At 38.4% G+C, this 26305-nt stretch carries 26 protein-coding genes and 1 pseudogene; 11 read left to right on the plus strand and 16 right to left on the minus strand.

Going from position 1 to position 26305, the window contains the following annotated elements; genetic code table 11:
• Nucleotides 1–35 precede the first annotated feature (35 nt).
• On the plus strand, nt 36–821 hold the full coding sequence (locus tag G9C87_RS06550) for a helix-turn-helix domain-containing protein (RefSeq protein WP_172279339.1): 786 nt from the start codon (nt 36–38) through the stop codon (nt 819–821).
• Here G9C87_RS06550 and G9C87_RS06555 read toward each other — a convergent pair whose 3' ends face one another.
• Together G9C87_RS06555 and G9C87_RS06560 are read right to left on the minus strand one after the other, a co-directional pair.
• On the minus strand, nt 822–1406 hold the full coding sequence (locus G9C87_RS06555) for a TIGR00730 family Rossman fold protein (protein ID WP_194304232.1): 585 nt from the start codon (nt 1404–1406) through the stop codon (nt 822–824).
• 41 nt (nt 1407–1447) lie between these two features.
• Nucleotides 1448–2836 carry an MFS transporter gene (locus tag G9C87_RS06560; RefSeq protein WP_172279341.1) on the minus strand — a complete coding sequence of 463 codons (1389 nt, stop codon included), beginning with the start codon at nt 2834–2836 and terminating at the stop codon, nt 1448–1450.
• A gap of 142 nt (nt 2837–2978) precedes the next feature.
• Between G9C87_RS06560 and G9C87_RS06565 the strand changes: the two genes are divergently transcribed.
• From G9C87_RS06565 to G9C87_RS06585, 5 genes are all read left to right on the plus strand, one after another.
• Nucleotides 2979–3449, plus strand: a complete 471-nt coding sequence (locus G9C87_RS06565; protein WP_172279344.1) for an Lrp/AsnC family transcriptional regulator — start codon at nt 2979–2981, stop codon at nt 3447–3449.
• 278 nt (nt 3450–3727) lie between these two features.
• Nucleotides 3728–4495, plus strand: coding sequence for a methyltransferase domain-containing protein (locus G9C87_RS06570; RefSeq protein WP_172279346.1), 768 nt, complete (start codon nt 3728–3730; stop codon nt 4493–4495).
• Nucleotides 4479–4952 (plus strand): GNAT family N-acetyltransferase, encoded by a 474-nt coding sequence (locus G9C87_RS06575; RefSeq protein ID WP_172279348.1) that lies wholly within the window; start codon nt 4479–4481, stop codon nt 4950–4952. The genes G9C87_RS06570 and G9C87_RS06575 overlap by 17 nt, the downstream gene beginning before the upstream one ends.
• Before the next feature lie 238 nt (nt 4953–5190).
• Nucleotides 5191–5532: a hypothetical protein gene (locus tag G9C87_RS06580; RefSeq protein ID WP_172279350.1), complete on the plus strand. Its 342-nt coding sequence runs from the start codon at nt 5191–5193 to the stop codon at nt 5530–5532.
• 291 nt (nt 5533–5823) lie between these two features.
• Complete coding sequence (locus G9C87_RS06585) at nt 5824–6996, plus strand: T9SS type A sorting domain-containing protein (protein ID WP_172279352.1); 1173 nt, start codon at nt 5824–5826, stop codon at nt 6994–6996.
• A gap of 62 nt (nt 6997–7058) precedes the next feature.
• On the opposite strand, the gene G9C87_RS06590 is transcribed toward G9C87_RS06585, so the two are convergent.
• From G9C87_RS06590 to G9C87_RS06620, 7 genes are all read right to left on the minus strand, one after another.
• Nucleotides 7059–9272: a S9 family peptidase gene (locus G9C87_RS06590; RefSeq protein WP_172279354.1), complete on the minus strand. Its 2214-nt coding sequence runs from the start codon at nt 9270–9272 to the stop codon at nt 7059–7061.
• Nucleotides 9273–9316: 44 nt separating this feature from the next.
• The gene (locus G9C87_RS06595) at nt 9317–9748 is read right to left on the minus strand and encodes a MarR family winged helix-turn-helix transcriptional regulator (protein WP_172279356.1); all 432 of its coding nucleotides are present in this window, start codon (nt 9746–9748) and stop codon (nt 9317–9319) included.
• 140 nt (nt 9749–9888) lie between these two features.
• A complete protein-coding gene (locus G9C87_RS06600) occupies nt 9889–11103 on the minus strand; it encodes an FAD-dependent oxidoreductase (RefSeq protein ID WP_172279358.1) in 1215 nt (404 codons plus the stop codon).
• Nucleotides 11104–11170: 67 nt separating this feature from the next.
• Nucleotides 11171–12025, minus strand: a complete 855-nt coding sequence (locus G9C87_RS06605; protein ID WP_172279360.1) for a helix-turn-helix domain-containing protein — start codon at nt 12023–12025, stop codon at nt 11171–11173.
• A gap of 177 nt (nt 12026–12202) precedes the next feature.
• Nucleotides 12203–13369, minus strand: coding sequence for an NUMOD4 domain-containing protein (locus G9C87_RS06610; RefSeq protein ID WP_172279362.1), 1167 nt, complete (start codon nt 13367–13369; stop codon nt 12203–12205).
• An 84-nt stretch (nt 13370–13453) separates the two neighbouring features.
• Nucleotides 13454–13774 (minus strand): hypothetical protein, encoded by a 321-nt coding sequence (locus G9C87_RS06615; RefSeq protein WP_172278350.1) that lies wholly within the window; start codon nt 13772–13774, stop codon nt 13454–13456.
• Nucleotides 13775–13870: 96 nt separating this feature from the next.
• Nucleotides 13871–14242, minus strand: a complete 372-nt coding sequence (locus tag G9C87_RS06620; RefSeq protein ID WP_172279364.1) for a helix-turn-helix domain-containing protein — start codon at nt 14240–14242, stop codon at nt 13871–13873.
• Between the two features lie 174 nt (nt 14243–14416).
• On the opposite strand from G9C87_RS06620, the pseudogene G9C87_RS06625 reads away from it, so the two are divergent.
• Nucleotides 14417–14781 (plus strand): annotated as a pseudogene (locus G9C87_RS06625) (XRE family transcriptional regulator).
• Nucleotides 14782–14831: 50 nt separating this feature from the next.
• Here the strand turns inward: G9C87_RS06625 and G9C87_RS06630 are convergent.
• The 3 genes from G9C87_RS06630 to G9C87_RS06640 are packed head-to-tail and all read right to left on the minus strand — an operon-like array spanning nt 14832 to nt 20786.
• Complete coding sequence (locus G9C87_RS06630; RefSeq protein WP_172279366.1) at nt 14832–16124, minus strand: restriction endonuclease subunit S; 1293 nt, start codon at nt 16122–16124, stop codon at nt 14832–14834.
• Entirely contained in the window at nt 16117–17712 is a 1596-nt protein-coding gene (locus G9C87_RS06635) for a class I SAM-dependent DNA methyltransferase (RefSeq protein ID WP_172279368.1), read from the minus strand. Before G9C87_RS06635 ends, G9C87_RS06630 begins: the two co-directional genes overlap by 8 nt.
• Before the next feature lie 2 nt (nt 17713–17714).
• Nucleotides 17715–20786: a type I restriction endonuclease subunit R gene (locus tag G9C87_RS06640; RefSeq protein ID WP_172279370.1), complete on the minus strand. Its 3072-nt coding sequence runs from the start codon at nt 20784–20786 to the stop codon at nt 17715–17717.
• A gap of 559 nt (nt 20787–21345) precedes the next feature.
• Here G9C87_RS06640 and G9C87_RS06645 point away from each other — a divergent pair.
• The 4 genes from G9C87_RS06645 (at nt 21346) to G9C87_RS06660 (ending at nt 24341) form a co-directional block, all read left to right on the plus strand.
• A complete protein-coding gene (locus G9C87_RS06645) occupies nt 21346–22050 on the plus strand; it encodes a hypothetical protein (RefSeq protein ID WP_172279372.1) in 705 nt (234 codons plus the stop codon).
• The gene (locus G9C87_RS06650; RefSeq protein ID WP_172279374.1) at nt 22037–22681 is read left to right on the plus strand and encodes a hypothetical protein; all 645 of its coding nucleotides are present in this window, start codon (nt 22037–22039) and stop codon (nt 22679–22681) included. Before G9C87_RS06645 ends, G9C87_RS06650 begins: the two co-directional genes overlap by 14 nt.
• The gene (locus G9C87_RS06655; protein WP_172279376.1) at nt 22651–23400 is read left to right on the plus strand and encodes a sensor histidine kinase; all 750 of its coding nucleotides are present in this window, start codon (nt 22651–22653) and stop codon (nt 23398–23400) included. The genes G9C87_RS06650 and G9C87_RS06655 overlap by 31 nt, the downstream gene beginning before the upstream one ends.
• A 260-nt stretch (nt 23401–23660) precedes the next feature.
• The gene (locus G9C87_RS06660; RefSeq protein WP_172279378.1) at nt 23661–24341 is read left to right on the plus strand and encodes a response regulator transcription factor; all 681 of its coding nucleotides are present in this window, start codon (nt 23661–23663) and stop codon (nt 24339–24341) included.
• A gap of 185 nt (nt 24342–24526) precedes the next feature.
• On the opposite strand, the gene G9C87_RS06665 is transcribed toward G9C87_RS06660, so the two are convergent.
• From G9C87_RS06665 to G9C87_RS06680, 4 genes are all read right to left on the minus strand, one after another.
• A complete protein-coding gene (locus tag G9C87_RS06665; RefSeq protein WP_172279380.1) occupies nt 24527–25213 on the minus strand; it encodes a hypothetical protein in 687 nt (228 codons plus the stop codon).
• Nucleotides 25214–25317: 104 nt separating this feature from the next.
• Nucleotides 25318–25584 (minus strand): RebB family R body protein, encoded by a 267-nt coding sequence (locus G9C87_RS06670; protein WP_034684388.1) that lies wholly within the window; start codon nt 25582–25584, stop codon nt 25318–25320.
• 84 nt (nt 25585–25668) lie between these two features.
• On the minus strand, nt 25669–25938 hold the full coding sequence (locus G9C87_RS06675; protein ID WP_089027138.1) for a RebB family R body protein: 270 nt from the start codon (nt 25936–25938) through the stop codon (nt 25669–25671).
• A 62-nt stretch (nt 25939–26000) separates the two neighbouring features.
• A complete protein-coding gene (locus G9C87_RS06680; RefSeq protein WP_172279382.1) occupies nt 26001–26270 on the minus strand; it encodes a RebB family R body protein in 270 nt (89 codons plus the stop codon).
• Between the last annotated feature and the right edge of the window lie 35 nt (nt 26271–26305).

Below are 26305 nucleotides of genomic sequence, written 5' to 3' on the forward strand. Positions count from 1 at the left end.
TGCATACATTTGCCATAATATTAATCTAAAACGACATGGCGTCTTACAAACCTCTATTGAATGTCGATGATGTCAGCAACCCGTATTTTGTTTGGTTTGAAGATAACTGGCGGCATGATGATGTTCTTCATACTCATGAGAAAAAAGGACAGCTTGTGTATGTTGAAAGCGGGTTTCAATATCTTACAGTAGAAGGGAAAATGTATCTTTTACCCCAAAACCATGCGGCCTGGATTCCACCGAAGGCTTTACATAAAACCAATTCTCATTCTGAAAGTATCCGGCTGATGATTATGTTTTTTGATGTTGATACAGAAGATCCTTTTTACCATCAGGTTCATGTATTTTCAGTACCAGCTGTATTGAGAGAAATGATCAGGTACGCTGAAAAATGGTCGATGAATACTACCGAAAATAACGATGAAAATATTTTCCTAAAAGCATTGTATAACGAGCTTCGTAACTTTGTGGCCGATTCTATTCAGCTTCACATCAGCCTTCCTCAGGATAAAAGATTAACGCAGGCGATCAATTACCTGAATACCCATTATACAGAAGATCTTAAAATGGAAGATCTGAGCGATATTGCTTCATTGTCACTCAGGTCCCTGGAAAGAATTTTTAAAAAAGAAACAGGACTTACGCTGATCAAGTATCAGCAGGTGCTTCGCATCATCAAAAGCATGGAATTACTAAGTGCCAATGAATGGACCATTTCTGAAATCGCTTTTCAGGTCGGATATAAAAGCCTGCAAGCCTACACCAACAGTTTTCAGTCGGTCATGCAATACAGGCCAAGTGATTTTATCAAAAACTTATGATCACACCTCATCCTTAGAGATCCATTTTTCAACATTTGGAGCCTTGTAATTCTTCATTTTCATTAAAAGGGTATCAATATTGTCATCTACAATCAGCATCTTTTGATTGGTTTCTTTTAAAAAACCTTTATCAACCATGTTCTGAGCCATCTGTAACAGGTCATTATAGAATCCATTGACATTCAAAACAGCAATTGGCTTTTGATGCAGCCCAAGCTGTGCCCAGGTCATCATTTCAAAAAGTTCTTCCAGTGTTCCATAACCGCCCGGCAGAGCAATAACCCCATCGGATAATTCGTTCATTTTCGTTTTACGTTCGTGCATCGTTTCTACCAGAATGAGTTCACTTAATCCCAGGTGGGCAATTTCTTTCCCCTGCAGAAAATGAGGAAGTATCCCTATTGCTTCCCCTTTGTTTTCCATAACCCCGTTGGCCACTGTTCCCATCAATCCGCTGATCGCACCGCCATATACCAAACCTATCTGCTCTTCCGCAAGCTTCTTTCCAAGCGCATAAGCTTGTTCTTCATAAACCGATTCGTTTCCAAAACTTGATCCACAAAATACGGTTAGTCTCTTTATCATGATTTCTCTTTTTTAATAATTATTATCTGTACAAACACTTCTTATAAAACGGCAACCTGCTCTCTTTTCACTTTATGTTCCCTGATGATCAAATATACCAGAATTCCAAGTGCACCTACTGCATAAGCTGATAAAATAATGATACTTAAACTGCCAACTGCCAGATCTGACGGGAACAACTGCCCCATCAAAGTCATAAATGAGAGACCGATTCCTGCTCCCAGAAAATAATTGGTGCTCGTTAAGCTTGAAGCAATCCCATAATGCGATGCATCCACATCCCGGATTCCCAGAATGGATAAACTTGTAAAGCAAAAGGTCATTCCTATTCCGGATATGCATGCGGCACCTAATAATACAATCATTAATGGATGTCCCCAATAAATAGCTCCCAACAGAGATAAAGCTCCTGCCAGCATAAAAGACCATCCGAAAATTCCCATTTGTGCAGGATTCAGCTTTTTGGAAATCGCAGGTAATACAAATTTAGCCACTAACGCAGACATAACGCTGAAAGGAACCAACATCAATCCTGCGGAGGCGGCACTGTATTCCATATCTTTCTGAAGCATCAAAGAGATCAGGAATAAAAATCCAATGAAAAATGCACCCAGTGTAAAAAAGGCAATATTGGAAGCCATGAGTGATCTGTGTTGGAATAATTTAAGATCAATCAAAGGCTGTTTGATGGTTCTGAGACGGTAGATTACAGAACCTAAAAGTATAACCGCAACCACAATTGATCCGATGACTAAAAAAGGCTGTTCCATAATCAGAATAAGCTCGTGTGTTCCATACGTAAGGCTTAAAAGGCCTAAAACCAGCAATATTCCTGAAACGGCATCTGTTTTCTGTGTACCTTCTGATTTTTCATCTGCCGGAAGATATTGGTAAGCAAAAATAAGCGTCAGCAAAAGGATAGGTACATTGATCAGGAATACCCAATGCCAGCTTAGGTAAGTACTGATGATCCCTCCTATTGACAAGCCGCTTCCAGATCCGATCGCAGCAAAAGAGCTGAAAACACCCAATGCTTTATTTCTTTCCTGATTTTCCGTAAAAGTATGAGTAACGATAGATAATGCTGACGGCATGATAAATGCCGCTCCAAGTCCCTGTAAAGCCCTGAATATAGCCAGCATTTCGAAATGAGTGGAAAGCCCTGCTCCCAATGATGTCAGCATAAAAATTAACGCTCCCAGTAAGAACATTTTTTTACGTCCGATCTGATCAGACAGTTTCCCTCCGATAATCAGAAAGCCTCCGAAAAATAAAACATACAAGGTCTGAAGCCACTGAACAGTTTCTGCTCCGATATTGAACTGTTTCTGAATAGCAGGAATGGTAAGATTAATGATAGCAATATCCAAAGCCTCCACGAACGTTCCGATCGATGCGAGTATTAATATTAAATTTCTTTTTGTTCCCATACTATTCAAATTTCCTGCAAAATTAAAATTATTAGAACGTATGTAAAAATTTAGTTTTAAATTTGGAACAAAATATTTATACAAGACAAATAAAAGGACAAATGTTCTTTTAAGATAATATTACCATAAAAAAACAGAACAAATGCAACCCGAAAAATATACCCTCGACGAAAAAGACCTCTCTATCCTGCGTTTGCTGCAAAAAGATGCCAAACTAAGTGTAAGGGATATTTCCACACGCATCAATCTTAGTCCGACACCCACCCATGAACGGATTAAGCGCATGGAAAAATCAGGAATTATTAAGGAATACACTACTGTTTTAGACCGGAAAAAAGTCAATAAAGGGATGATGGTCATATGTATGATCGCTTTGAATGCCCATAATAAAAAAATGGCTACAAAATTCATCGAAGAGGTCTGCAAATTAAAAGAAGTTGTTGAGTTTTATAACATCAGTGGTGATTTTGATTTTATGCTAAAGATCCTGGCTCCCAATATGGATGAGTTTCATGAGTTTTTTGTGAATAAACTTTCGGAGATTGAAGGGATCGGGCAGACAAAAAGTATTTTTGTGATGAACAGTATTAAAGAAAGCACTCAGATCATTTAAAGTTTTGTAAGTACAAAGACATCCTTTTTTGAAGGTCAGGTTTTAAATTACAAGGTTTCAATCACCGGTACATGTATAGAAAAACACATTTTTGTATAAAATACAGATCGCAATTAAAGCCATTCTTCACCACCTTTAAAATCTACACATAAAAATTCTATTTTAAAAAATACTATAATCAACGGTTTCCATTTTAATTTAAGAAAGTTTTAATCAAATTTATCCTCCCATTTAATCAGGAATAACTAAATTCAGGTGATCAATTAAAAACATTTGTTATGCCTTGGAATCCTGACATTTACAATCAATTTAAAAATATACGTTTCAAACCTTTTTTCGACCTTGCGGAACTCATTACCGGGGAAACGCCGATGAAGGCCATAGATTTAGGTTGTGGGACGGGAGAACAAACGGCTATTCTCACAGAAAAATTTCCCCAAGCCGAGTTTATCGGAATCGACTCCTCTCCGGAAATGCTTGAAAAATCCAAGACCCTGGAAAATGACCGGCTTCATTTCAGAATGTCCACCACGGAAGAGATGCTCACGAGTGATGAAACCTGGGACCTTATTTTCAGCAATGCAGCCCTTCAGTGGTCTGATGATCACCCTCAGTTATTCCCCAAGCTGATCTCAAAACTTAAAACAAACGGACAGGTCGCCATCCAGATGCCTTACCAACCGGGAAACACCCTGAACAAGATCTTAACGGCTCTTGCCGGGGAAGAACCTTTTAAAAGCTATTTACAGGGATGGAACCGGCCTTCTGCAGTGCTCACAATAGATGAATATGCTCAGATCTTATTCGAGAATGGAATTGAAGAATTAAATCTTTTTCAAAAAGTGTATCCTATCATTGCGGAAGATCATGATACTTTGTTCAATTTTATTTCCGGTTCCGCTTTAATCCCCTATCTGGAAAGGCTGGATGAAGAACAGCAAAAAGAATTTACCCACGAGTTTAAAGCCCTCATTGCTACAAGTTTCCCCAAGCTTCCTGCCATTTATGCATTTAAAAGAATCTTACTCTATGGAAGAAAAAAATAACGAGCTCAATTTACGCAAAGTAACATTCGGCGATTTAAAGACGGTTATAGAAATGCTGGCTGATGATGTACTGGGAAAAAACAGAGAAGAAGTTTCGAATCCCCTGAACGAACAATATATCTCAGCCTTCAGAAGCATCGAACAAAACCCTTATCAGGATTTACTGGTTCTGGTCAATCGGGATGATGAGATCTTGGGAACCCTACAGGTCACGTACCTTCAATACCTCAACCACAAAGGAAGTAAACGTGCATTAATCGAATCTGTGCGTATCCATTCGTCGATGCGGGGAAAGGGTTTGGGTGAAAAAATGTTTCACCTGGTGATTCAACGGGCTAAAGAAAACGGAGCTGATGTCGTACAGCTGATGTCGGATAAAACAAGAACTGAGGCACTCAGGTTTTATAAAAAGCTTGGATTCACCGCTTCCCACGAAGGCTTTAAAATGAAAATTTAAAATAAATCCGAAACTTTATAATTATCGTATATGCTTATGGGACACCGTATTAAAAAATAAATTAAATCAAAAGACAAAAATATTTTAAAACAGATGCAAGATTTTCGGATTACCGGATTTAAGATATAAACCAACTAATGTTACTTCGAAACCTGCTTTGGTATGGGCTTTGAACAAGAAAACAATATAATAAAAACAAGGTAAAAAACTTAAAATAATAACAAAAAGCTATCATACAATGAAAAAAATACTAGCATTAGCGATTTTAACATTAGGAATATTCAACATGACCAGTTGTACGGCAAAGCCATCCGCACAGTCAGGAGATCAGGAAAAAGATATGACGATCGAAGCAAAAGGAAAGATCACGAAAATTGAAAATGGAAAAGACGGCTATATGGCCACCATTCAGGATGCTGACGGGAAAGAATACGTGGCAACGATCAGTATTGTGAACCTTCAGAAAAGCGGCAGTACCTACAAACGTTATGAAGTAGGTGATTCGATCTATGTAAAAGGCCCTTCCTGGAAAGATGATCAGGGCAAAGTATATATCAAGGCTGAACAGCTTAAACAATAAAGCAACCATTTTTTTAATAATTCTCTATCATGATATCCTTCAAAAAAAATTTGAAGGATATTTTTTGATGATCAGATCCAGGCCAATACGCTCTGCATAGTAAATATACAGATAATTAGATGACATAAATAAATAGAATAGATATTAACCATAATCCAACACAACCCTTTCAGTACTAGATTCCAAACACTTACACCTATAAAATACATCCCACAAAAGTGACTAAAATATTATTTATGCCATAATATTTCCTAAATTAGTGACAACTAATAACCATCAAAACTCAAATTTATGAGAACATCACTATTATGCGTGAAAAATAGCATAGCAGCGGCTATGGTATTTCTAACGGGTATGGCTGGCGCCCAACAATGGCTGGTCAATGGAAACAGCGGAATTGCACCCAACAATTACGTAGGCACCGTAGACAGCAGAATTCTGTATCTGAGAACAAACGGCGCCACTTCAAATCCCAATCAGGCACTTCTGAATGAATTCGGTTCGTTTATCGTAGAAACAACGAATAATACCAATGCCTCAAAAGCCAAAGGAAGCATTATTGCGGGAATATCCAATACTTTGGGAGGCCAGGCCGGCAGCAGCATTGTTGGTGGATGGACCAATAACCTCAGTAATGCGGGAGGAGCTAATATCGTAGGCGGACAGGATAATGCTGTTTTGAACAATGCCAGCAAATCGGTTGCACTGGGTTGGAAGAACATCATCAGGAACCATAATGAATTTGCACTAGGAGTGGGAATCGATCTTACCGAAGAGTATTCCGGAGGATTTGGAATCGACCTTGCAGCTACCGGTAACCGTTCATTCGTTATCGGAGCAGGAACCGGCGGAGCCAAGCTTACCAATACCATCCCCTATTCTATTATGCTGGGAATGTCCGGTAATTCAACAATGCTGATCAAAGACCAGAGTGTAGGAATACGAACCAACGCCCCTACAGCTAATTTCCATACCGTAGGAACCGTAAGGCTTCAGGATCTGCCCGTAGGAAGCGGACGCGCATTGGTTGTGGATTCTAACGGCAACGTCATGGTATCCAACTCTATTCTCTCCAGAACGGCCCCTTCTGATGAAACTGTTCAAAAGCTTGAAGACCGTATCAAAACCCTTGAAAATACCGTTGAAGAACTCAAGCAACTTCTTGTAAGCAAAAATGCCATCACTGATATTTCCCTTTCGGATGTCCCTTTCCTGGGGCAAAATGTCCCTAACCCGGCAAAGAATGAAACAAGTATCCGGTATTTTTTACCTCACCATATAAAAACCGCTTCACTGGACATCTACAATATTTCCGGACAGCTTATTAAATCTGTTCCTCTTCGTGAGAAGGGAAACGGAACGATACGACTTTCCGGATCAGAACTTCAGTCCGGCACTTATGTGTATAAAATGACAGCAGATGGCAAAGTAACTGATGCCAAAAAGCTTATCATACAGGATTAAATTCTTGATATATTTTTTTCAAAAAAGCGGTCGCTGAGGTTATGCCTTCAACGACCGTTTTTTTATTTCTCTGTGTTTTTCAGATTTTCTTCGAAATACCGTCGGATTGTATCATTTACGTAGTCTTCATTTTCTATATCATGTCCTTTTCCGGGAACCAGGATGAGGTCATACCTTTTTCCGGCTTTCGTTAGCGCATCAATCATCCGGATGGTTGTTGAAAGCGGGGCATTTATATCGCTTGTTCCATGTATAAGAAGCAATTTACCTTTAAGGTTTGCGGCATGATGGGTATTCGTTCCCCATTCGTATCCTTCTTTATTATCTTCCGGCAGTCCCATATAAGGTTCATTAATTTCTGCGCCTTCTGTCAGTTCACCCGGTGCCGAAGCAATGCCGACCTTGTATAGGTCAGGCGCCATCAGCATAGCCCGGATGGCAAAATAGCCACCCCATGAATGGCCGCAAATACCAACACGCTTCATGTCCATATAGGAATATTTTTCCCCAAGCTGCCTGAAAACAGCCACACGATCTGCAATTTCATATCTTCCGATATTCCTGTAAACAGCATCCTGGAAAGCTTTGCTTCTTTCAACCGTTCCTCTTGTGTCCATCATTACTGTGATATATCCCAGCTGAGCCAATGCCTGTGCCTGAACCGAAAGTGATGTTGTAGGCCCGAACCGATGCGGTACAATATTGATAAAAGGGCCGGCATACACCATTTCTACGACAGGATACTTTTTAGATGGATCGAAATCATAAGGTTTGTACATGATTCCATAAAGATCCGTAATTCCGTCAGCTGCCTTAGCTTTAAAAATTTCAGGAGCCCTGAACCCTATATTTTGCAGCTTGGTGATATCAGCCTGATGAACCTGTTGCAACCACTTTCCATCCGTCGTCCTGAGCTCAACGGCGGGAGCTGTATCCGGAGAGGAATGGGTATCCAGAAAATATTTCCCGGAAGGTGAAAACTGGGAATAGGTATGGATCCCGGGAGCGGGCGTTAATCTTTTACCATTTTTTCCGTTAAGACCGACGCGATATACATTGGTAGAATACACTTCTTTTTCGGCATTCGCCGTGAAGTAAATCAGTCCTGATTTTTCATTCGTTCTGATCACTCCGGTGACCGGAAAATTTCCTGATGTCAGCTGGCGGACTAGTTTTCCATCCATACTATACAGGTAAAGATGTCTCCATCCGTCACGTTCCGACATCCATATAAAAGAAGGGCGCTCCTTCAAAAGGGTGACCTGACGTTTCCAGTTGCCGGTCAGGAAATCCAACCCGGATACAAAGGTTTTAGCCTCTTCGCTCAGAATTGTCCTGCCTGCTCCGGTGTCAGGATTCGTGGCCAGAAACTCCAGTTTTTTCCCAAGACGGTCCAGGCGCATAAAAAGAATTTCTGAACCCTCCTGTGTCCATCCTACCGGAAATACATATTGGGGAATGCCGGAACCTTCTTTTATGGTAATCATCTTTCCGGAATCAATGTCCAGTACATAAAGTTCGGGAATTTCAATAGCCCCGCCTGTCTTTGCATACACAGTGTATGTCACAGATTCCTCAGGTTCCGAATAATCTATGACAGGCAAGTGATGAACCTTCCTTCCATCAGACCTCTTCAACAGCAGCCTTTTACCGTCTTTTGACCAGCACCCATTCTCGACGGTCCAGGGATAATCATCCGTTCCGCCGGTAGTAAGCTGTTGTTCTTTTTGTCCGGAATGGCTAATCAGCCAGATATTGTGATCTTTCATAATAACAGATTGTTTTCCGTCGGGCGACATAATGCCTGCCAATGGCTGTGTTACTTCTTCCTTTCCGTCAATTTTTAAGATCTTATAATCTCTCAGGTACAGTCTAAACTTTTTATGCTCAACAAAAAATTCCGCAGCATTATCATCCTCTACAAAAACAAAATCACTGAACGGTAACCCCTTATTTTCCGGTTCCTTATCTAACCATGGAGTGAGTGCTTTCCTTAAACGGTCCTGATCAAAAAAAGGACGCTTTGTATTGTGTTCCGGATCCACTTCATACACCATCGTATTTTCAGGAACTCCCACAGCAAACCAGAAGCGGCTTCCATCCTTGTACCAATGCGGAATAATGTAGGTATCCCGGATCAGGGAATGGAACTTCAGATAATTCCTGTACCGGCCCTTGCTCGTTATGGTATCACTCACCTGTGCATGAGCAAAGGAAACCAGAAAAACGATCATAAGACCCACCTTCAGGATAGTATATTTACACAAAATTTTCATGGAATGGATTTTTATGTGGAACCTTACAATTCATCTGTATTGTTTCAGCTTCTGCAATTAACTGTAATCTTATTAACAAGCTTTCTCAGCAGTTCAATCTCCTCCGGAGAAATGCCTTCAACTGCTTTTTTCCTGTTTGCATTCACGATGGGCTGAATATCGTTTAAAATATCTTTTCCCTCCCCGGTAAGGATGAGGTTAAACCGTCGTCTGTCTTCTTCAAAAGAATCTCTTTTCAAAAAATTCCTTTTCACTAATAGCTCGATAATGCGGGTTACCGAAGCATGATCTTTAAAAGCCCGCCTCGCAATATCTTTCTGGGCAATTCCCGGATTTTCATTAATTATACTCAGGACCAATCCCTGATCGATCGTAATGTCAAATCCCATGTCACTGATCTGCTTCTGGGCAAACTGACGATAAGATTTGATCGATTCCTCTATGCTGTAAAAAATAGTATATTCCGATTGAGCCATGATAAATTATTTAATTGACATAAATATAATTGATATATCAAATATATAAATAAAATGAATACCAGGTAAAAAAATATATAAAAATTTAAAAGCCTGCAGTAGCAGGCTTTACACTGGGTTTATTATTATCCTTTTCGGGACTATTCTCCATTCACCGGGTTTCCATACAATACTTCTCCACCTTCAAGAGACATGATAATGGCTTCGTTGCTGTATATTCTCATTGCATCTTCATAGTTTTCAATCGCTAAAGCAAGCTCCGTATTGCCGAAAACGGCTTCACCGATATTCGCTGTCAATAATGCGGCATCTCTGAATGCTGTATTGGCTCCTACTCCGCCGGCGGGGCTCATCGCATGCACTGCATCCCCTAAAGCCGTAACATTCCCGGACACCCATTTTTCTTTAGGCAATGAAGATCTGATCGGACCCATGACTAAAGACTGCTGATCCCCGAAGTCCAGGAGGGCTTTTAATTGGGGATGCCAATTATCGGTAACCCTTCGAATATGATTAAAAATCTCCTGTGAAGAAAGCGTATAGAAATCCTGCAAAGGCCATCCAAAAGCAGCCGGCTTTCCGATAAAGGCCCAATAGAAATAATCCTGCAACGGACTTAATGCATCCCATGAACTATTGTGTTTCGAAAAATCAAACTGCATCGCATCGGCAATTAATGAAAACTGATCTCCAAGAATCACAGAAGTCCCGGTCCGCAATTCAGCAGCAATTGCTTCGCGGTTTTCATCTGTTAGGAACGTCCTTCCGTAGATGGTTATATTTCCGGTATTTACTTTTTGGTCTCCGCAACATTCAGTGCCGATCCGGGAATTTACGCCATCTGCCGCAATAACAAGATCAGCAGTATAAGTGCTTCCGTCAGCAAAAGAAAGCAATACTTCCCCGTTTTCCAGCCTGCAATAATCTGTTACCGCTTTTCCAAAATGGATCTGCTCTTCCAGGCCCTGTATCAATATCTCCCGTAAAGTCAGCCGGTTGGGTTTCAGATCGGGAACTTCCCGGATGCCGTCACTCCAGGAATCAACCAGCTCTTTTCCTGTTTTTTCAAGATGAGAAGTAAAAACTTTCAGTCCTTTGGTTCGCGCGGCACAAGTTTCCATAAATAGCTGATACAGCGATTCCGGAAGACAATCTTCCAGTGCCTGCCTGCCCTGCTCATTGATCCTGATCCGGTATCCCTGGGTTCGTGTGTTCATCGCTTCGTCCTTTTCAAAAAGGACACATTCGATTCCTTTCTTTTTCAGTCCCTGGGCTAGGCATAAACCTCCTAATCCTGCACCTGCAATAGCAATTCGTATTTGCTTCTGTACCGGTATTCTATTTATTGTATCCATCGTTCTCTTTTTTTAATGATTGACGGATACAAAATTATCGGGTAATACAGGGGATTCCTATAGCGGATTAATGGTCTTTATGAGACAAATCTTTGTGATGGGACCTGAACTGAAGGGCAGTCATCCCTGTTCCTTTTTTGAAAAACCTCGAAAAATAAACAGGATCATCATAGCCTAATTCAACCGCGATCTGCTTAACGCTCATTTTCGTATAAAACAAAAGCCGGCGGGCTTCCAGCAAGACCTCCTGCTGGATCCAGTAGCTGGCAGGATAGCCGGTTACTTCTTTAATCGCTTCGTTCAGATACAGAGGCGTAATGACAAGGGATTGTGCATATTGCTGTACCTGCTTGATCTTTTTAAAATTTTCTTTCACCAGTTTTTTGAACTGCCGGGTAATGGTATACTTCTGTCCGGTACTGGTCTGCTCCGAAACCTGAAATTTCATGATCTGGGAAACCATCATTCCAATAACCGATTCTACCAAAGACTGTTTCACGGAAACCGTATGCAAGCTATCCGTCTCATCGATCTTTTCGAGTATTCCCGGAATATCAAAGACGACATCCCTTTCATTAACCTCCACCGATTGGCGGATCCATTGGTAGGTTTCCAGAACTTCCCGGTAATGCTGAGGAATGGCTCCTGTGTCTACAAACAAAAACCAACCTTCCGTATCCTGCTGATGTACATACCGGTGAATCTGTCCCGGAGCTACAAAACACAGGAAAGCTCCCTTCAAATCCAAAGTGTTGAAATCTACTTCAAGGGTAAAATCTCCTTTTTGCTGAAGGATAAACATATAATGATCGTCCCGGTGAATTCCGGTTTCCTTTTCAGATAAAACCGATAAAGGCATCAGCTTTATTCCAAAATCCTGCAGCTGGCGGTGATGAAGCGATATGTTGGAGTACTTTTCCAAGGGACCGGGTTGTGAAACTAAAGATAGTAATTATTAGAATAGATCCGGTTTTTTATGAATGGAAAATAAAAAAGAGAATGAAGAATGAAGAATGAAGAATGGAAAATTGAGAGTGTGTAGGATCGCTAAAAGATTTTTCCAGGCGAAATTGACTCAGATCAAATCCTGAACAATCTTTTATACTTTCTTTTTTAAAACAGAATGGATGTTCTGCAATGAAAGTTTTGACTTATCTATATTCCACAATGGCTTATTATGGTTAACAACAATCAGCGTTTTATCTTTGATATCAAATTCCTCTACAAAACTATAATAAAGCTGTCGCGTGACGGTTACAACAGCTTTTCTTCCATTGTATCGCAATATGGCATAAAGAGAATAAAAATCAGTATTCTTCTGAACACTCATAATAAGGGATAGAATTTGTTCTTGTAAAAAAACTCTCCGTCCTTTTAACGTCCAGTTAGCCAATCTTTTCACCCTTCCCTTATCAGAAATAAGGTATTGTGCTTCAAAACCAGGTATCGGTTTCCATTGTTCACCAGGAAGATCTTTAAGAGATAGATTCATACAGCCAGGTGGTTTTTTTTTATCAATTGGTGGCTTACCCAGTTTTTTCCAAAGAGACTCATTGAGTAGTCTATCTTTTGCAGGCTTTGGAGAAATTACAAAATCCTCTTTTTTAACATTATCACTTTGTAGAAACCACCGAAATCCTCCTGCAGTCAGAAATCTTTTACTGATGACATCCATTATACTTTCACAGGCGATACCTAGTGCTTCATTTGCTGCATAAATACTTTCAAAAGAAGCAATGAGATTTCCTTCAACGCTATATTGGTTTACGGCTTGTTCATAATCAACCCTTACATTTCTACCTCTATCTTCCTGAAAGATCTTCGTTTGTTTTTTACTGGCAGAAATGGCTTCTAAATTACTGCTGTGCAGATGGAATCTATTGCCATCTTTACACGAAATGAGAATCGTACGGTCATTGCTATCAAATTTTTCAACAAAATGATAGTATACCAAACGTGCGATAGACTTCCGGCATTTTTTTCCCTCCCGTGACAATGTGCCATGTATATTATAAAGATAGCGATTCAGATACTTGTTAAAATGCTTGACAAGAATAAGCTTCATAATCATCTCCGGTTCTCTGTTTTCGCCGCCGTGAGGCATCTGAGTTACCCGTTCCAAACTTTTTAATCTTCCATGGTTGGAGATCATATAATTCTCAAAGCCCTCAATCAGCTTCCATTCTTCTCCCGGAAGATCCCGTAACGACCTATTGTATAAAACTTCAAGGAGGTATTGATCTTCCATGTCAAAAGTGTCTTTCATAAGCAGAAAATACGTTACAGTTTATAAGTTATCATATGTGACATAAACCGAAAATAAGAAATAGAAACTTCACCCACAAAAAATCTACTCTTTGCTGATCACATGATCAAACAAAAGCTCGGCAACCTCTTTATCACTCAGCTCCTGATGATCCCTGATTTCCTTAAGCACATTCAAAAAATAAGGAAACCCAAATAAGCTGTAATACCTTATTCCATCTTTCACAAACTCCAGACTTCCTTCTGTCGTCTCAATTTCGAAAAATGCCAGGTTATTGTTCAGTTCTAAAGGTTGTTCCATATAGACTTCGATCGCTTCGGAAGTCTGATCCAATGATTGTTCCTGACAAAAGTCTCTATAGGATCCTCCCTTGCGGAAGTAGTTGATTAATTCTTGTAGATTCATGTGGTTTCTTTAATTCATTCTTCTTATCATAAAAAATACCACTTCATTGAAGCAGTATTTATTCTTTTATGATCTATTATACTTACATAAGGAAGATTACTTTTCTGATTTTAATTTCTCAATCTCCTGTTTCAAAGCTTCAACTTGTTCTTTCAGAAGTTTAATGTAATCCTGTAGGTTGTCCATTACTTGATTTGGAATGTTATAATATTGTTCATAATAGTTCCCAGCAGTAGCACTATCGCTAAGAGTAAAATTTTCATTATGAACTCCGCCAGACTTTCGCTCTTCTTTAATATCTTCCACTGGAACGTCAAGAGCTTTTGCTAGCTTTTCCCACTCATCGTCAAATATTCTTACATCTCCACTCTCCTTTCTGCAATAATTGGAAACATCCGTTGATAGGATGTTAGACATATATTCCTGAGTGTATCCTCTTTTCTTTCTTAGACTTCTTAGCTTTTCCATAGTGGTTGTGTTGTGCTTTGTACAAATATAGAGAAAATTGTTGTTTGAAGTTTATATAGTATAAGTAAATTGGTACCTTTAATCAATATGGTAAACAGTAAAGATTACTATAAAATTTAATTTGTCATACCACACAAAATGAATCAAAGTTACAAAGTATGATACTTCAGGGAAATGTTGGGCATCAAACAGGAAACACTAGCTCTTGACCTTGGGGACGACTGTTCCAGAAGAAAGTTTCTCTGCTGGAGCAAAAAGAAATTATTGAAGACCCTTTACTGAAAAGAATTTCTGAAGTATTGAAAATTCCGGTGGAAGCGTTTCAGAATTTTGATGAGGAGCAGGCAGTGAATATTATTTCTAATACGTTTAATAACGGTTCTTTCTTGAATACAGGACATACTCCTACTTTTAACGTAAACCCTATTGAAGAAATAAAAAAGTTACATGAAGAAAAAATGGAACTTTATGAAAGGATGCTGAAGGAGAAGGATGAGATGATGGAAAGATTGGAGAGGTTGATTGAGAAGATAAACTAACAATATTATAAATAAAAAGCTCAACTAGAAATGTTGAGCTTTTTGTATAGTTAATCTGCTATTTTTACTTGTCCGTTCATGAGCATTGGTAGTAGCCAATCACGTAAAGAGGAAAGTTCTTGATTTTGTTTTAGATTAGATTGTCTTTTCTTTTCTAAATCTGTGGCAAAAACATTAAATTTCTTTACTAATTTTTCAGCTGGTTTAACAACATGATAAGAATCCATAAATGAATCAAATTGGAAATTTTTAATACCACTAGTTTTTCCCTCATATCCAAAGAATACTCCTGCATCATATAACCTTTGCCATTCTTGCTGAAAGTTATATACATAAGTTTCGTCCTTTAATGTAATGGCTTTGCAAAAATTAGAACAAACTATATTAGTATCAAAACGCTCAAAAGACTCTTTTGTTAGTAATGCTATACGAGCTGTAGATTGAGTGGGACTTCCTCCTGAAATTTCTATAATAAAATCATTTGGTTGTAATTTTTTTGATAGATTATTTTTTAGAATAAATCGTTGGGGAGCTTTTATATCTCCTTTTCCATTTAAGCCATTAATATCTGCTCCTCTTACACAAAAAACTCTTTCTGTGTAATTTCCTTCAATTTTATCTTTGCCCCAATCTCCTGTTTTGGTTTTTTCTATCCAGTCATTAAAAACAGTAACATCCCATCCTTTTGGAATTTTCCTTTTCAAAACCTCATTATAAACCATTTTACCACCAGAAGATTTGTAAGGTCTGCCTTCTTCATTAGGAAAATCGAACTGTAGAAACCAATAATCATATAATGTTTTGGACATTTGTTCAAGTTCGGTATTAATGCTATTATTGAGTTCTATTTTATCGTCTAATGCAGATAAAACAGAGGCAATTTTTTGTTGAGATTGGTAATCCTTTTCAATACAGATTTCCATAATCTTAAAGCTGTCAAGATTAATTGTACTAAAAACAGATCCTTGCCCTCTTTTTCTAATATTTGCTACATAATTTTTTAGAGCGTAATAAAGGTATGTATTATCAATTATATTTTTTTTCCCTCTTATGCCAAAACATGATTGATTAAAAGCCATTGGAACTCCAATCTGAGCTAAAGCACCTACAGTTCCACGTGCTGATATTATTATATCATTTACATTTAGAAGTTTTGTATTGCTTTCTTTTAAGCCTTTTTCTGTGATTTTTTTTTCTGAAACATAGACTTTTCTAAAATCATTATTAAAATCATTAATTGATAGCCAGCCAATCGCTCCATTCTCCCAATATTTTGGTTCTGAAGTTTTAGGTGTTCCTCCACTAATAATTTCTATAATATCATTTAATATTACATTAATCATATTTCAGCCCTTTTAATTGTTTTTGAATTTCGATTTCCAAACGATTTCCTTCATTAAATAAAACATTTAGTCGTTTTTCGAAACTTTGTATCTTCTCCTGAAATTCATCAGCTGTAATATCAATGTATTCTATTTTCACTTCGAAATATTGTCCAGCAGAAAAAGAATAATTCTTTTCTTTTATTTGTTCTTTGGTTACTATTACTGAAAGGTCTTCTATGACTTCTTTATTGTTAAAAGTCTCTACAATACGAGTTTCTTCTTCACGGGTTAGCACTGTGCGTTGGCTTTTGCCCTCTTTTACAGTTTCACCGAGCTTGCTGGCATCCATAAGGACAATATGTTTGCTATCGGCTTTTTTATCTATAAATAATACTGATACGTTGGTACCTGTGCTTGCAAAAATATTGCTAGGCATACTTACCACACCTCGTAGCCAGTTTTTATCTATTAAGCGTTCTCGTATTTTCTTTTCTATACCGCTTTGTGCCGTAATAAAACCAGTTGGAACAACAATAGCTGCTTTTCCACTATCATTTAAACTGTACATAATATGTTGTATAAACAGCAGATAGATAGCCATGGATTCCTTTTTTGTTTTTGGTACATTAGGAATACCTGCAAAAAAACGTTCTTTAAAATTATCCTTTTCTAAATCATCTCTGAAATCTGAAAAGTCGAGTTTAAAAGGAGGGTTTGATACAATATAATCAAACTTTTGCTTCTCCAGATAAAATGGTTGGGAAATAGTATTGGTTTTAATTACATTAGGGATACTATGTATGAGATCATTGAGAATTAGATTCAATCGTAACATAGTACTGGATTTCTGAGAAATATCTTCAGAATAAATAGTACATCTATTCTCTCCAATTTTATGAGCCAAAGACATTAATAAGGAACCTGAACCTACGCTTGGATCATAACATTTTGCTTGCTTTACAGGCTCCGGAACCAAAATATTGGCAATAATACGGGAAACAGCATTTGGTGTGTAATATTCAGCATATTTACCTCCGGAATCAGAATTGTAATCTTTGATTAAGTATTCAAAAATATCTTTAAAGAAATCATATTTTTCACTGAAATAATCTTCAAAACTTTCTTCAAAGTTAAATTCAAACAATTTGTTAATTAATGCTCTACAAAAATTATCACGCTCTGAACGGTCAGTGATAAACTCGCTTAAATCATTAAAAAGTAAATCCTTAGCTCCGGAATATGATTTTATGGAATATATATCTGCATTCTCTATACTAATACCTCTTAATGTTTCATCAAATGTTTTAGCAAAATCATCACTATTTTGATTATTATGTAAATGTGCAATTAACTGATGGGGTTTTAATCTAGCAACATTTTCATCTAACAAATCAACTAATAGTTCAGAATCAATATCTTTACCTAGTTCTTGTTGCTTTTTTTTTAGTTCGTAATGGAACTTATCATTTATAAATTTATACAAAAACATCTGTGATATGATCTTGAACTCGTTACCGTCATTTCCAAGACCAAAGTTAGCACAGACACTTTTTAGGTTGTCAATTAGTTGTTCGGTTTTAGCTTTGTATGTTATATCCTGCGTCATTTTTATATTCTGTTGTTATACAGCTGAAAATATTCTTTTCCAATAAGGTTACTGATATTTTGCCTGGTATCAGTGTCTAAATTTAATTTTTCTTCTATTACGAATTTTTGAGCAACCAATCGAACCAAATAACGTTCGAATAGCGCTTCATTATTTAAATAATCCTCCTGTCCTTCAAGTCTGGTATCTACTTCATTTTTTATCTGTATTAGTGCCCTGTGAAGTTGTATTTCTTTAGCATTAAGCTTGCCTTTTTCGGTCAGGCGTTTGTGGATGCGGACGTATTTTTCATCGTTGTTATACTTGGCTTTCAATAATGCATTTTTACGGTTTAGCTCTTTGGCTTCATCATGTATTTTACGCAGCAAAGGTAAGTTTTCTACCATTTCGACTTGCGTTGTTTCGGTGAGATTTTTTTTCTTGAAAATACGTTCCAGTTCTTCTCTTAAATTTACAAAAACTGGATCGTTCTGGTCAAAATTATTTTGCAGAGCTTCACGTGTTTTGCGAAGCTGATCTTTTAGTTCATCTGCCAGTTTTAGTTCTTCTTCTCCTACTTTAATAAATTGGAAAACAATATCCTCCAATGCAATATTCAAAAGATTTTGAGTTTCTTCAGCATTAGCAAGATTTTCAAGAAGATTGAGATTATCCAAACGATTTTGTGCTTCAATTAATAAGCGGTTTAGAATTTCAAAGTCTATGAGTTCTCCCAGTCCCTGTAAATCTTGCAATGCTATCAGGTTTTTTAATTCTTTTGCAGTGCGTAAGGCTTTTACCAACTGTAATAATTCTTTTTTATCAGTCAGTTGAGCTATTTGCTGTGAGAATATTTCCCTGTTTTCAGTATCATAATGGAAAAGAGTTTCTTTGATATTATCAATCTCCTCTCTGATTTCTGTTTCAGATTTGAACAGATTAGAATACATTTCCATCTCATTACCAAGCTCATCCTGCAATTCTTTAAAATAGAGTTGATTGGTGCGGTCAAAAGCTTTGGATATATCAGCAAAATCAACTACATACCCATATTGATAGTTTTTGTACGGACGGTTCACTCTGGTTAATGTCTGCAATAAATTGTGATCCTGAATAACACGTGCTAAATAGAGTTTTTTTAATCGCTTGGCATCAAAACCTGTCAATAGCATATTATATACAAAAAGGATATCTACCTTTCCCCCTTTGTACGCTTTTATCAGTTCCTTACGAGTGGATTTATCATTTTCATCATGTAGAATCAATGCAGCGGTTAATTTATCCTTCTTGCGTTTACCATAAGGAGCAGATGCTTCCGCTACTAATGGTAGTTTATCTGCATCTGTTTCTTGTTTGCCATATTGTTCTTCAAATAATTGGAACAACATTTTAGCTTGTTTAGAAGAATCACATACAACCATTCCTCCCAAAGCTTCATCTTTCCAGCGATCTCTGAATTCTATGAGATCTTTGATTATATAATTAAGTAATCCCTGTGCAAATGGTCTTTCGGCATAAACGTCCGATATTTTGATGTCACCTTTCAGTAATTTGATCTGCTCCATTACTTCCTTCATTTCCATTTTAAAGCTTCCTTCGATTTCTTCACGAATCAAACGTAAGGTATAGCCATCTGCAATGGAGCGGTTGTAATAATATTTGTGAATATAGTTTCCAAAGAGTAGTTTAGAATCATATTCTTTAGTAACTTCTCTTAGCAATGGAGTACCGGTTAATGCTATAATTACAGCATTCCTGTCTGAATTGATAAGGTTAGCAAGGTAGTTGCCTTTTGGATTGTAACTTCTGTGAGCCTCATCCAAGAAATAGACACGTTGCGTATTGATATCATAATCCGGCAGCTTAACAATGGTTGAATCTTCACTAAACTTCTGAATATTGACTACTGTAATTTCAGCTTGTCCGCTATCATTATGAATGGCTCCTACAACTTGCAAATCTTTGATAAATTCCTGTCTGGAATTAACCTGATTAACTTTTAATCCACGATTAGAAAATTCTGTAGAGGCCTGAATTAATAAATCAATCCGGTCTACAATAAAATAGAACTTTGGAATCGTATTTTGTTTCTGGTAATAATCAGTCAGGTGTTTAACATTAAAAAATGCCAATGCTGTTTTTCCCGAACCTTGTGTATGCCAGATAATTCCTTTGTTTTTTCCTTCACTTAATTTTTGAGTAATAGCCATGGTTGCAAAAATTTGCGGATAACGCATAATATGTTTTTGTAAACCACTTTCTTCTTCTACATAAGCAATGGCATATCGCAGTATAAAAGCTAGGCGTTCCCTACTAAATAAAGAAGTTAGGATACGATGTGTTGGCGTATAAAGTTCCTTATTAACTTTAAATTCAGGGCTATGTTTTATGACTAATAAATTATTATCTTTTAGAATGCTGTTTTCTTCAGATTCTGAAATTATTCCAAATTTTTGTTTAACCGGAAACTCTTCATCTTCACGGAAATAGTTGAAATGTAGATCAGAATAAGCAGATGTAGAATAAAAAGCTCCAAAAACAGGTTCTACAATACCATCTTCATACTCCATATTGTTGGAAAAGACCATCAATTGGGTAATATTTGCAAAACGTCTGAAGTGCTTATTTTTGAAACGTTTATTTATACGGGTTCTTTCATCAAGTACGCCTTGTTTATTATGCGGTTTTTTTACTTCGACAAAAGCCAGTGGTATACCATTTATCAAAATTGTAATATCTGGTCTGAATTCTTCATCCCCGTTTTTGGCCGTTAGTTCAGCTGCTATATGAAAGCTATTGTTGTTGAAGTTCTTGAAGTCTATCAGTTTAATACCCGAGTTAGCAGTAAGTCTTTGAAAAAACTTTCTTCCTAAATCCTCATAGTCCAATTCTAAAGTAATTTCATCTAATACACGTAAGATATCTTCTTTGGATACATCCGGATTAATACGCAAAAGACTTTCAACAAAAATGTTTTCAAAAATGTTAGTCTCATCTCTGCGATTCTGTTCTGAAAATGGAATATACTTATAGCCCAACTTCATAAGATGAAGAAGGGCTGGTATTTTAACTCTTGAATTTTCGTTAAATGCCATTAGGAATTTTCTCTGTTATTGGTTTAGTTCGGCAAAGATAATATTCCGAGCTCCTCAAACGAAGAAATATGGTAAGGAATTTTTATTTTTATAACATACGACGCCCAATATTTTCCAAAATATTAATCATCCCAAAATCCTCTCATTATCAACCGTCCCCCTAATCGTAAGCTATTTTCAAGAAAATCCATTTCATTTATCAACAATGTTTCACTCACCCCCAGTTCACTTCAGGGTATTCCCAACAAATGTACTCAACAAAACAGGAACAGCAATCCGTAGAATAACTGATTTTTTCAGAAAGAAAACTAGCTCTTTAGCCGAAAAACAATTAAAAATACAAAAATAATTCACATTAGGGCCAGAATTCTCAGTTTTCACAAATAACTATATATCAATACATTAGCCAACACAACATCGTTCTCAAAGCTACCACATTCGACCGTTAATTCACAATCCGGCAACACAATTACTCCTATTTCTTACCCGCGTGATTTAAAAACCATTTTTTTTGTAAATTTCAAAAATAATTTATTATTATTTACAAATAACTAATACCATGACAACTGAAAGTATTTACCAATCCATTAAAAAATGGAAAACTTTAATTGACGCTTACAAGAGCGGAATTGACGGAAGCGAGGCGGAAATCCTGGGCTATCTCAACCAGGGTACCCACTTTTCGGTTTCTGGAAAGGAGATTGACCAATGGAAAATTAATCTTGGAAATTCAGAAGACCCAAAGATCCATGCGTACCTGGGTATTGATGAGGACCGGCTTAAGTTCTTCCTGATCGATTCCGAAAGCGATAAGACCGCAGATTTCAATGATATTGTCATCAGGGAATTCACCCGCGATTCCCCCAATGTCACCGTACAAAACACCACCAACCTGGAAATTGATCCGCCGATCACTTCGGAATCAGCGATCAACCGTAATTTCAGATGGAATATGTATTGTACGACCTGGCTGAAGGCCCAGAAAGTTCAGGACTTCGTCCAGATAGTAGCAATTCCGTTTGCAGATTTTGACCGCCTGGGACTGGATGGTGATCAATCCGGCACCTGTTTCTTCGGACTTACGGATGATCCTGAGAATGCCTCTGTCTTCGCCTATCATGTTGAGATCATTACCGTAAAAGACCTTACGATCAGCGAAATGAGTAAAACCGCAGAGAACTACTCTACTCCGCGACCTCCGTTTACCGCTGCCGATCCTGTTGACAATTACCAACTTTTGAAAAAAAGCGGTGCTTTCTTATAATGACCTATCCCTCTGTTTACAGGTACTGATCAACCTCACCCTATTCACCGGGCTGATCCTATTGGTAAGAAGGGGGATAACCTCCAAGGAAGCGGTCCTGCTATTCCTGCTGGGTGAACTGGCCCTGGAACTGACGGACCTCGTGGACCGCCTGCTGAAATTAAACACACTGAACACCTACAACTATGCATTGAGCCAGTCTTTTGGCCTTATAATGCTCACCGAGATCTACAGCAAATACTGTATTAAGCTTCCCCAACCGCTCAGGTGGATGATCTACCTCTATGCTGTGGTATTCCTGGTCATCAATATCGTGAATGTCCGGGACCATACACCCGCTACCTTTTATTCCAACATCATCAGCAGTATTATCATCTGTAGTTTTGCGGCAGCTTATTTTCTGAAGGTATTGAAAAGAGGAAGCGTAGAAAAAAGCGTGTTGATCCTCAACATCTCTGTTTTTCTTTTTTTTTCTGTTGAATGCCTGATCTCCACTACTTTTGATTTCCTGATCAGCAATCACCTGGAATGGGTGGCTCCGATCTGGCTTTTCAGAGGGATCCTGTTATGGTGTTTTTATCTTGCTCTTATTAATCTGGGATGTTGCAGTGGGAAAATCCGGGCCTGGTAGTTGAATGGATATGGATTGGCATTGGTTTATTCCTTTTAACAACAATACTGATCACCGTATTGGTGGTGAACTACCTGAAAAGCATCAGGAAAAGCAGGCAGAAAGTAATGCAGCTCGTCCGCAACACCCAGACGGAATGCTGGGAAAACACCCTGCACATCCAGGAAAAGGACCGGGAACGTCTTGCGGAAGAACTTCATGATAACATAATCTCCAACCTGAACCTGATCCGCCTGAATATCAATCATAAAAACAGGGACGAACTGAACCTGGACCTGAAACAATCGATGCAGCTGATCCGGGAATTATCCCACAACCTGACGCCTCCGGATCTCGGGGAGATTACGTTAACGGATCTGATCGCCGATTACCTGGACCAGATCAGTAAAACCATAGAGATCGATTACCGTCACAGGGTTACCGATGCATCGATCAGCAGTCCGGTAAAATTAAATATGTTCAGGATTGTCCAGGAGCTGGTCACCAATACTTTAAAACATGCCAATGCCACCAGGATTGATGTATCACTAAGGATATCCCTGGAATACCTGATGCTGACCATAGAGGACAACGGAAACGGATTCCGCCAGGAAAACAATTACAACGGGATCGGCCTCAGAAATATCCAGTCCAGGGCACAAAAGATCAGCGCGGCGTATAAACTGAAGTCGAAACCGGCAAAAGGGACGAAATTTATAGTGTGTGTGGTGATAGAGTGATGGGGAGTTGAGAGTTCTAAGGTTTGAGGGTTTGAGGGTTTGGGGGTTTTGGAGATGGCGAGTGAGAGAGTGAGGAAAAGTGGGAAATTTAAAGTGGGAAATTGTGAAATGGCGGAATTGCTGAGGAGGCTGAAAGGCTAAACTGCGGAAACGTGAAATCGTAAAATTGTAAAATGGCTGAAAAGCAAAGGGGCGAAATGACTGAAAGAGGAAAAAAGAAATTCGCCTATTTGCCCATTTGCCTAAATAAAAATTAAAAAATGAAAAACTTAAAAATTAAAATTGGCATCGTAGATGATGACCTGTTGTTTGTACAACTTTTAAAAAACTATATCGATCAGGATGATCGTTACGAAGTGGTAATGACCTCAACAAGCGGTCATCATTTTCTGAATGAAACGAACATTGATCTGCCGGACGTCCTTTTACTGGACCTCAGAATGGCTAACGGGGACGGTATTGAAGTTATGTCCGCCCTGCCACAAAAGGAAGCGGAGGTAAAAATCATTGTCCTCTCCAGCTTTTACCGCCGGTCATTTATGGGACAAATGCTGAAAATGGGAGCCCATGCTTTTTTATCCAAGGAAATTGAGCTTGATGAGCTTTTAAAGGTGATCGATGCAGTGCATCATCATGGTCATTATTTTTCCGATGAACAGGTGGATGTGATGCGCGGACAGCTGTCCAATAAGCTTCCGGAGTTTCATGCCTACTCTAAAGACGATCTTACGGAAAGGGAAATTGATGTATTGCGATTGGTTTGCCAGCAGCTCAGCACCAAAGAAATTGCAGATCATTTATTCATCTCTCCCAAAACAGTGGAGACCCATAAAACCAACCTGATGATCAAAACCAGTGTGAAGAATATGGCCGGGCTGGTGATCTATGCGGTACAGAATAATTTTGTGAATGCTCATGAGATCGTACTGCTGGATAAATAGCTGGAAAACGGTGGTTGAGAGTTGATAAGTGATAATTGATGATTGATGATTGATGATTGATACTGAAGAGAATACAAATTTGTGATGGTTATTTTTACCGGTTATACAATTTGTATTCTTTTTCAGTATTATCTGTTTTGAAAGGTCATTTTTGAAATTTGCCCTGAAATTATATTGCAGGAGCACTAATTATTGATTTCTTCAACCGTATGCTTTATACGGGGAAGGTTACGGTATTCTCTGTATGCTTCTATATTGGCTCTTCCCATATTCGGAAATACCCAGCTTCCAAAACCTTGATTTATGGTAGAAAAATTATTGTATCCACCTCCTTCCAGGATAACATATGTATTCCCGTCATTCTCATCTACAAATGCCAGATCCAAATACCCTTCACTGAAAACGTGTCCCGGCTCAGCATAGTTTCTCATCGTCATGTTTTCATCATCATGAGTCATTCTTACCTGTCCGCCGAACATAGCCGTTGTGACTACGTTCTGACCTCTTCTTCCCATGAAGACCCCTCCTTCCCCTCTCATCGCACCGGGTACTGTTTGCCCTACAAAATTCTTTGAATGTTCAAAAAGCAAACGTGCATTCAAATCGTAATCCGTAGGTCCTGCCAGTATTTTAAATTTAAATTTATGCTCGTCGTAACAGATCTTCCAGCTCAGGGCCCTCCCCAGAATACGGAAAGGTTCCATGAACGGTGATCCTATTCTTCCTGCGGGTGATACGATCTGATCAACAAAACGAAGTTGAGGGGCAAATTGCGGCAAACGCAAGATGTGTCTGTAAACCGGTGTTGCATTATCCCAACGGACGCGCATAGCTCTTGTTACCAGCACCACTCCATCTTTTAAAAATCCCATATTAATTTTATTTTAGGTTATTAAGGTTTTATCCTATTAAAAAAATCAGGGAGAATCAATAAAGCATTCTCCCTGAACAATATAATTCTAAAAACACGCTCTGATTAAGATGGATTCAGCATCTTAGCGATGGAAATAGCATCTGCTACGGTATCCACGCTATAGATCTGCATCACGCCTTGTGTAGTCGCTGCCTGACCTAGTATGTTCTGTTGATTTTGCGTATTTACCGCATTTTCAAACATGATCCCGGTAGAGTGCGCTGCTGTCTGATACACATTCCCTAGAGCGATAGCCGGAGCTTCTGCCACTACTTTTACGTTGGACTGTGTTACAGCATCTGTGATTTGTTCATTAACTACTGTTGCCATAATGATAATTGTTATTAGATTTTATACGGCCGGACTCTCCGGCCGTGGTTGTATTGTGTTTCCCGCTATTGCAGAAATGAGGTATTAAGATCCTGCATTAAGCATTTGAGCAATAGAAATTGCATCTGCTACAGTATCCATGCTGTAGATCTGCATCACCCCTTGTGTTGTTGCAGCCTGTCCTAAAATATTTTGCTGGTTTTGGTTATTTACCGCATTTTCGAACATGATCCCGGTTGAATGCGCCGCCGTTTGGTATACATTTCCTAAAGCGATTGCCGGAGCTTCTGCTACCACCTTTACGTTGGACTGGGTTACTGCGTCTGTAATTTGTTCATTAACTACTGTTGCCATAATGATTGATGTTGATTAGAGTTTTAAAAATGATCAGTCGATCCGATCATGGTTATTGATTTTTAAGAGTTCGGGTTAAGCATTCTTGCAATAGAGATTGCGTCCGCTACGGTATCCAGGCTATAGATCTGCATTACACCTTGTGTAGTGGCCGCCTGTCCTAAAATATTTTGCTGATTTTGATTATTTACTGCATTCTCAAACATGATTCCTGTTGAATGCGCCGCTGTCTGGTATACATTCCCTAAAGCGATTGCCGGAGCTTCTGCCACTACTTTTACGTTCGTTTGCGTTACCGCGTCCGTGATTTGTTCGTTAACTACTGTTGCCATATTATTAATTTTTAATTTGATTTTGAATAACAACC

The organism is Chryseobacterium sp. LAM-KRS1 (assembly GCF_013184525.1).
Lineage (GTDB): Bacteria > Bacteroidota > Bacteroidia > Flavobacteriales > Weeksellaceae > Chryseobacterium > Chryseobacterium proteolyticum.

Coding starts and splice junctions, on each gene's coding strand:
- G9C87_RS06550 (WP_172279339.1), top strand. CDS start 36: ATGGCGTCTTACAAACCTCTATTGAATGTCGATGATGTCAGCAACCCG.
- G9C87_RS06555 (WP_194304232.1), bottom strand. CDS start 1,406: ATGATAAAGAGACTAACCGTATTTTGTGGATCAAGTTTTGGAAACGAA.
- G9C87_RS06560 (WP_172279341.1), bottom strand. CDS start 2,836: ATGGGAACAAAAAGAAATTTAATATTAATACTCGCATCGATCGGAACG.
- G9C87_RS06565 (WP_172279344.1), top strand. CDS start 2,979: ATGCAACCCGAAAAATATACCCTCGACGAAAAAGACCTCTCTATCCTG.
- G9C87_RS06570 (WP_172279346.1), top strand. CDS start 3,728: ATGCCTTGGAATCCTGACATTTACAATCAATTTAAAAATATACGTTTC.
- G9C87_RS06575 (WP_172279348.1), top strand. CDS start 4,479: ATGGAAGAAAAAAATAACGAGCTCAATTTACGCAAAGTAACATTCGGC.
- G9C87_RS06580 (WP_172279350.1), top strand. CDS start 5,191: ATGAAAAAAATACTAGCATTAGCGATTTTAACATTAGGAATATTCAAC.
- G9C87_RS06585 (WP_172279352.1), top strand. CDS start 5,824: ATGAGAACATCACTATTATGCGTGAAAAATAGCATAGCAGCGGCTATG.
- G9C87_RS06590 (WP_172279354.1), bottom strand. CDS start 9,272: ATGAAAATTTTGTGTAAATATACTATCCTGAAGGTGGGTCTTATGATC.
- G9C87_RS06595 (WP_172279356.1), bottom strand. CDS start 9,748: ATGGCTCAATCGGAATATACTATTTTTTACAGCATAGAGGAATCGATC.
- G9C87_RS06600 (WP_172279358.1), bottom strand. CDS start 11,103: ATGGATACAATAAATAGAATACCGGTACAGAAGCAAATACGAATTGCT.
- G9C87_RS06610 (WP_172279362.1), bottom strand. CDS start 13,369: ATGAAAGACACTTTTGACATGGAAGATCAATACCTCCTTGAAGTTTTA.
- G9C87_RS06615 (WP_172278350.1), bottom strand. CDS start 13,774: ATGAATCTACAAGAATTAATCAACTACTTCCGCAAGGGAGGATCCTAT.
- G9C87_RS06620 (WP_172279364.1), bottom strand. CDS start 14,242: ATGGAAAAGCTAAGAAGTCTAAGAAAGAAAAGAGGATACACTCAGGAA.
- G9C87_RS06630 (WP_172279366.1), bottom strand. CDS start 16,124: ATGATTAATGTAATATTAAATGATATTATAGAAATTATTAGTGGAGGA.
- G9C87_RS06635 (WP_172279368.1), bottom strand. CDS start 17,712: ATGACGCAGGATATAACATACAAAGCTAAAACCGAACAACTAATTGAC.
- G9C87_RS06640 (WP_172279370.1), bottom strand. CDS start 20,786: ATGGCATTTAACGAAAATTCAAGAGTTAAAATACCAGCCCTTCTTCAT.
- G9C87_RS06645 (WP_172279372.1), top strand. CDS start 21,346: ATGACAACTGAAAGTATTTACCAATCCATTAAAAAATGGAAAACTTTA.
- G9C87_RS06655 (WP_172279376.1), top strand. CDS start 22,651: ATGTTGCAGTGGGAAAATCCGGGCCTGGTAGTTGAATGGATATGGATT.
- G9C87_RS06660 (WP_172279378.1), top strand. CDS start 23,661: ATGAAAAACTTAAAAATTAAAATTGGCATCGTAGATGATGACCTGTTG.
- G9C87_RS06665 (WP_172279380.1), bottom strand. CDS start 25,213: ATGGGATTTTTAAAAGATGGAGTGGTGCTGGTAACAAGAGCTATGCGC.
- G9C87_RS06670 (WP_034684388.1), bottom strand. CDS start 25,584: ATGGCAACAGTAGTTAATGAACAAATCACAGATGCTGTAACACAGTCC.
- G9C87_RS06675 (WP_089027138.1), bottom strand. CDS start 25,938: ATGGCAACAGTAGTTAATGAACAAATTACAGACGCAGTAACCCAGTCC.
- G9C87_RS06680 (WP_172279382.1), bottom strand. CDS start 26,270: ATGGCAACAGTAGTTAACGAACAAATCACGGACGCGGTAACGCAAACG.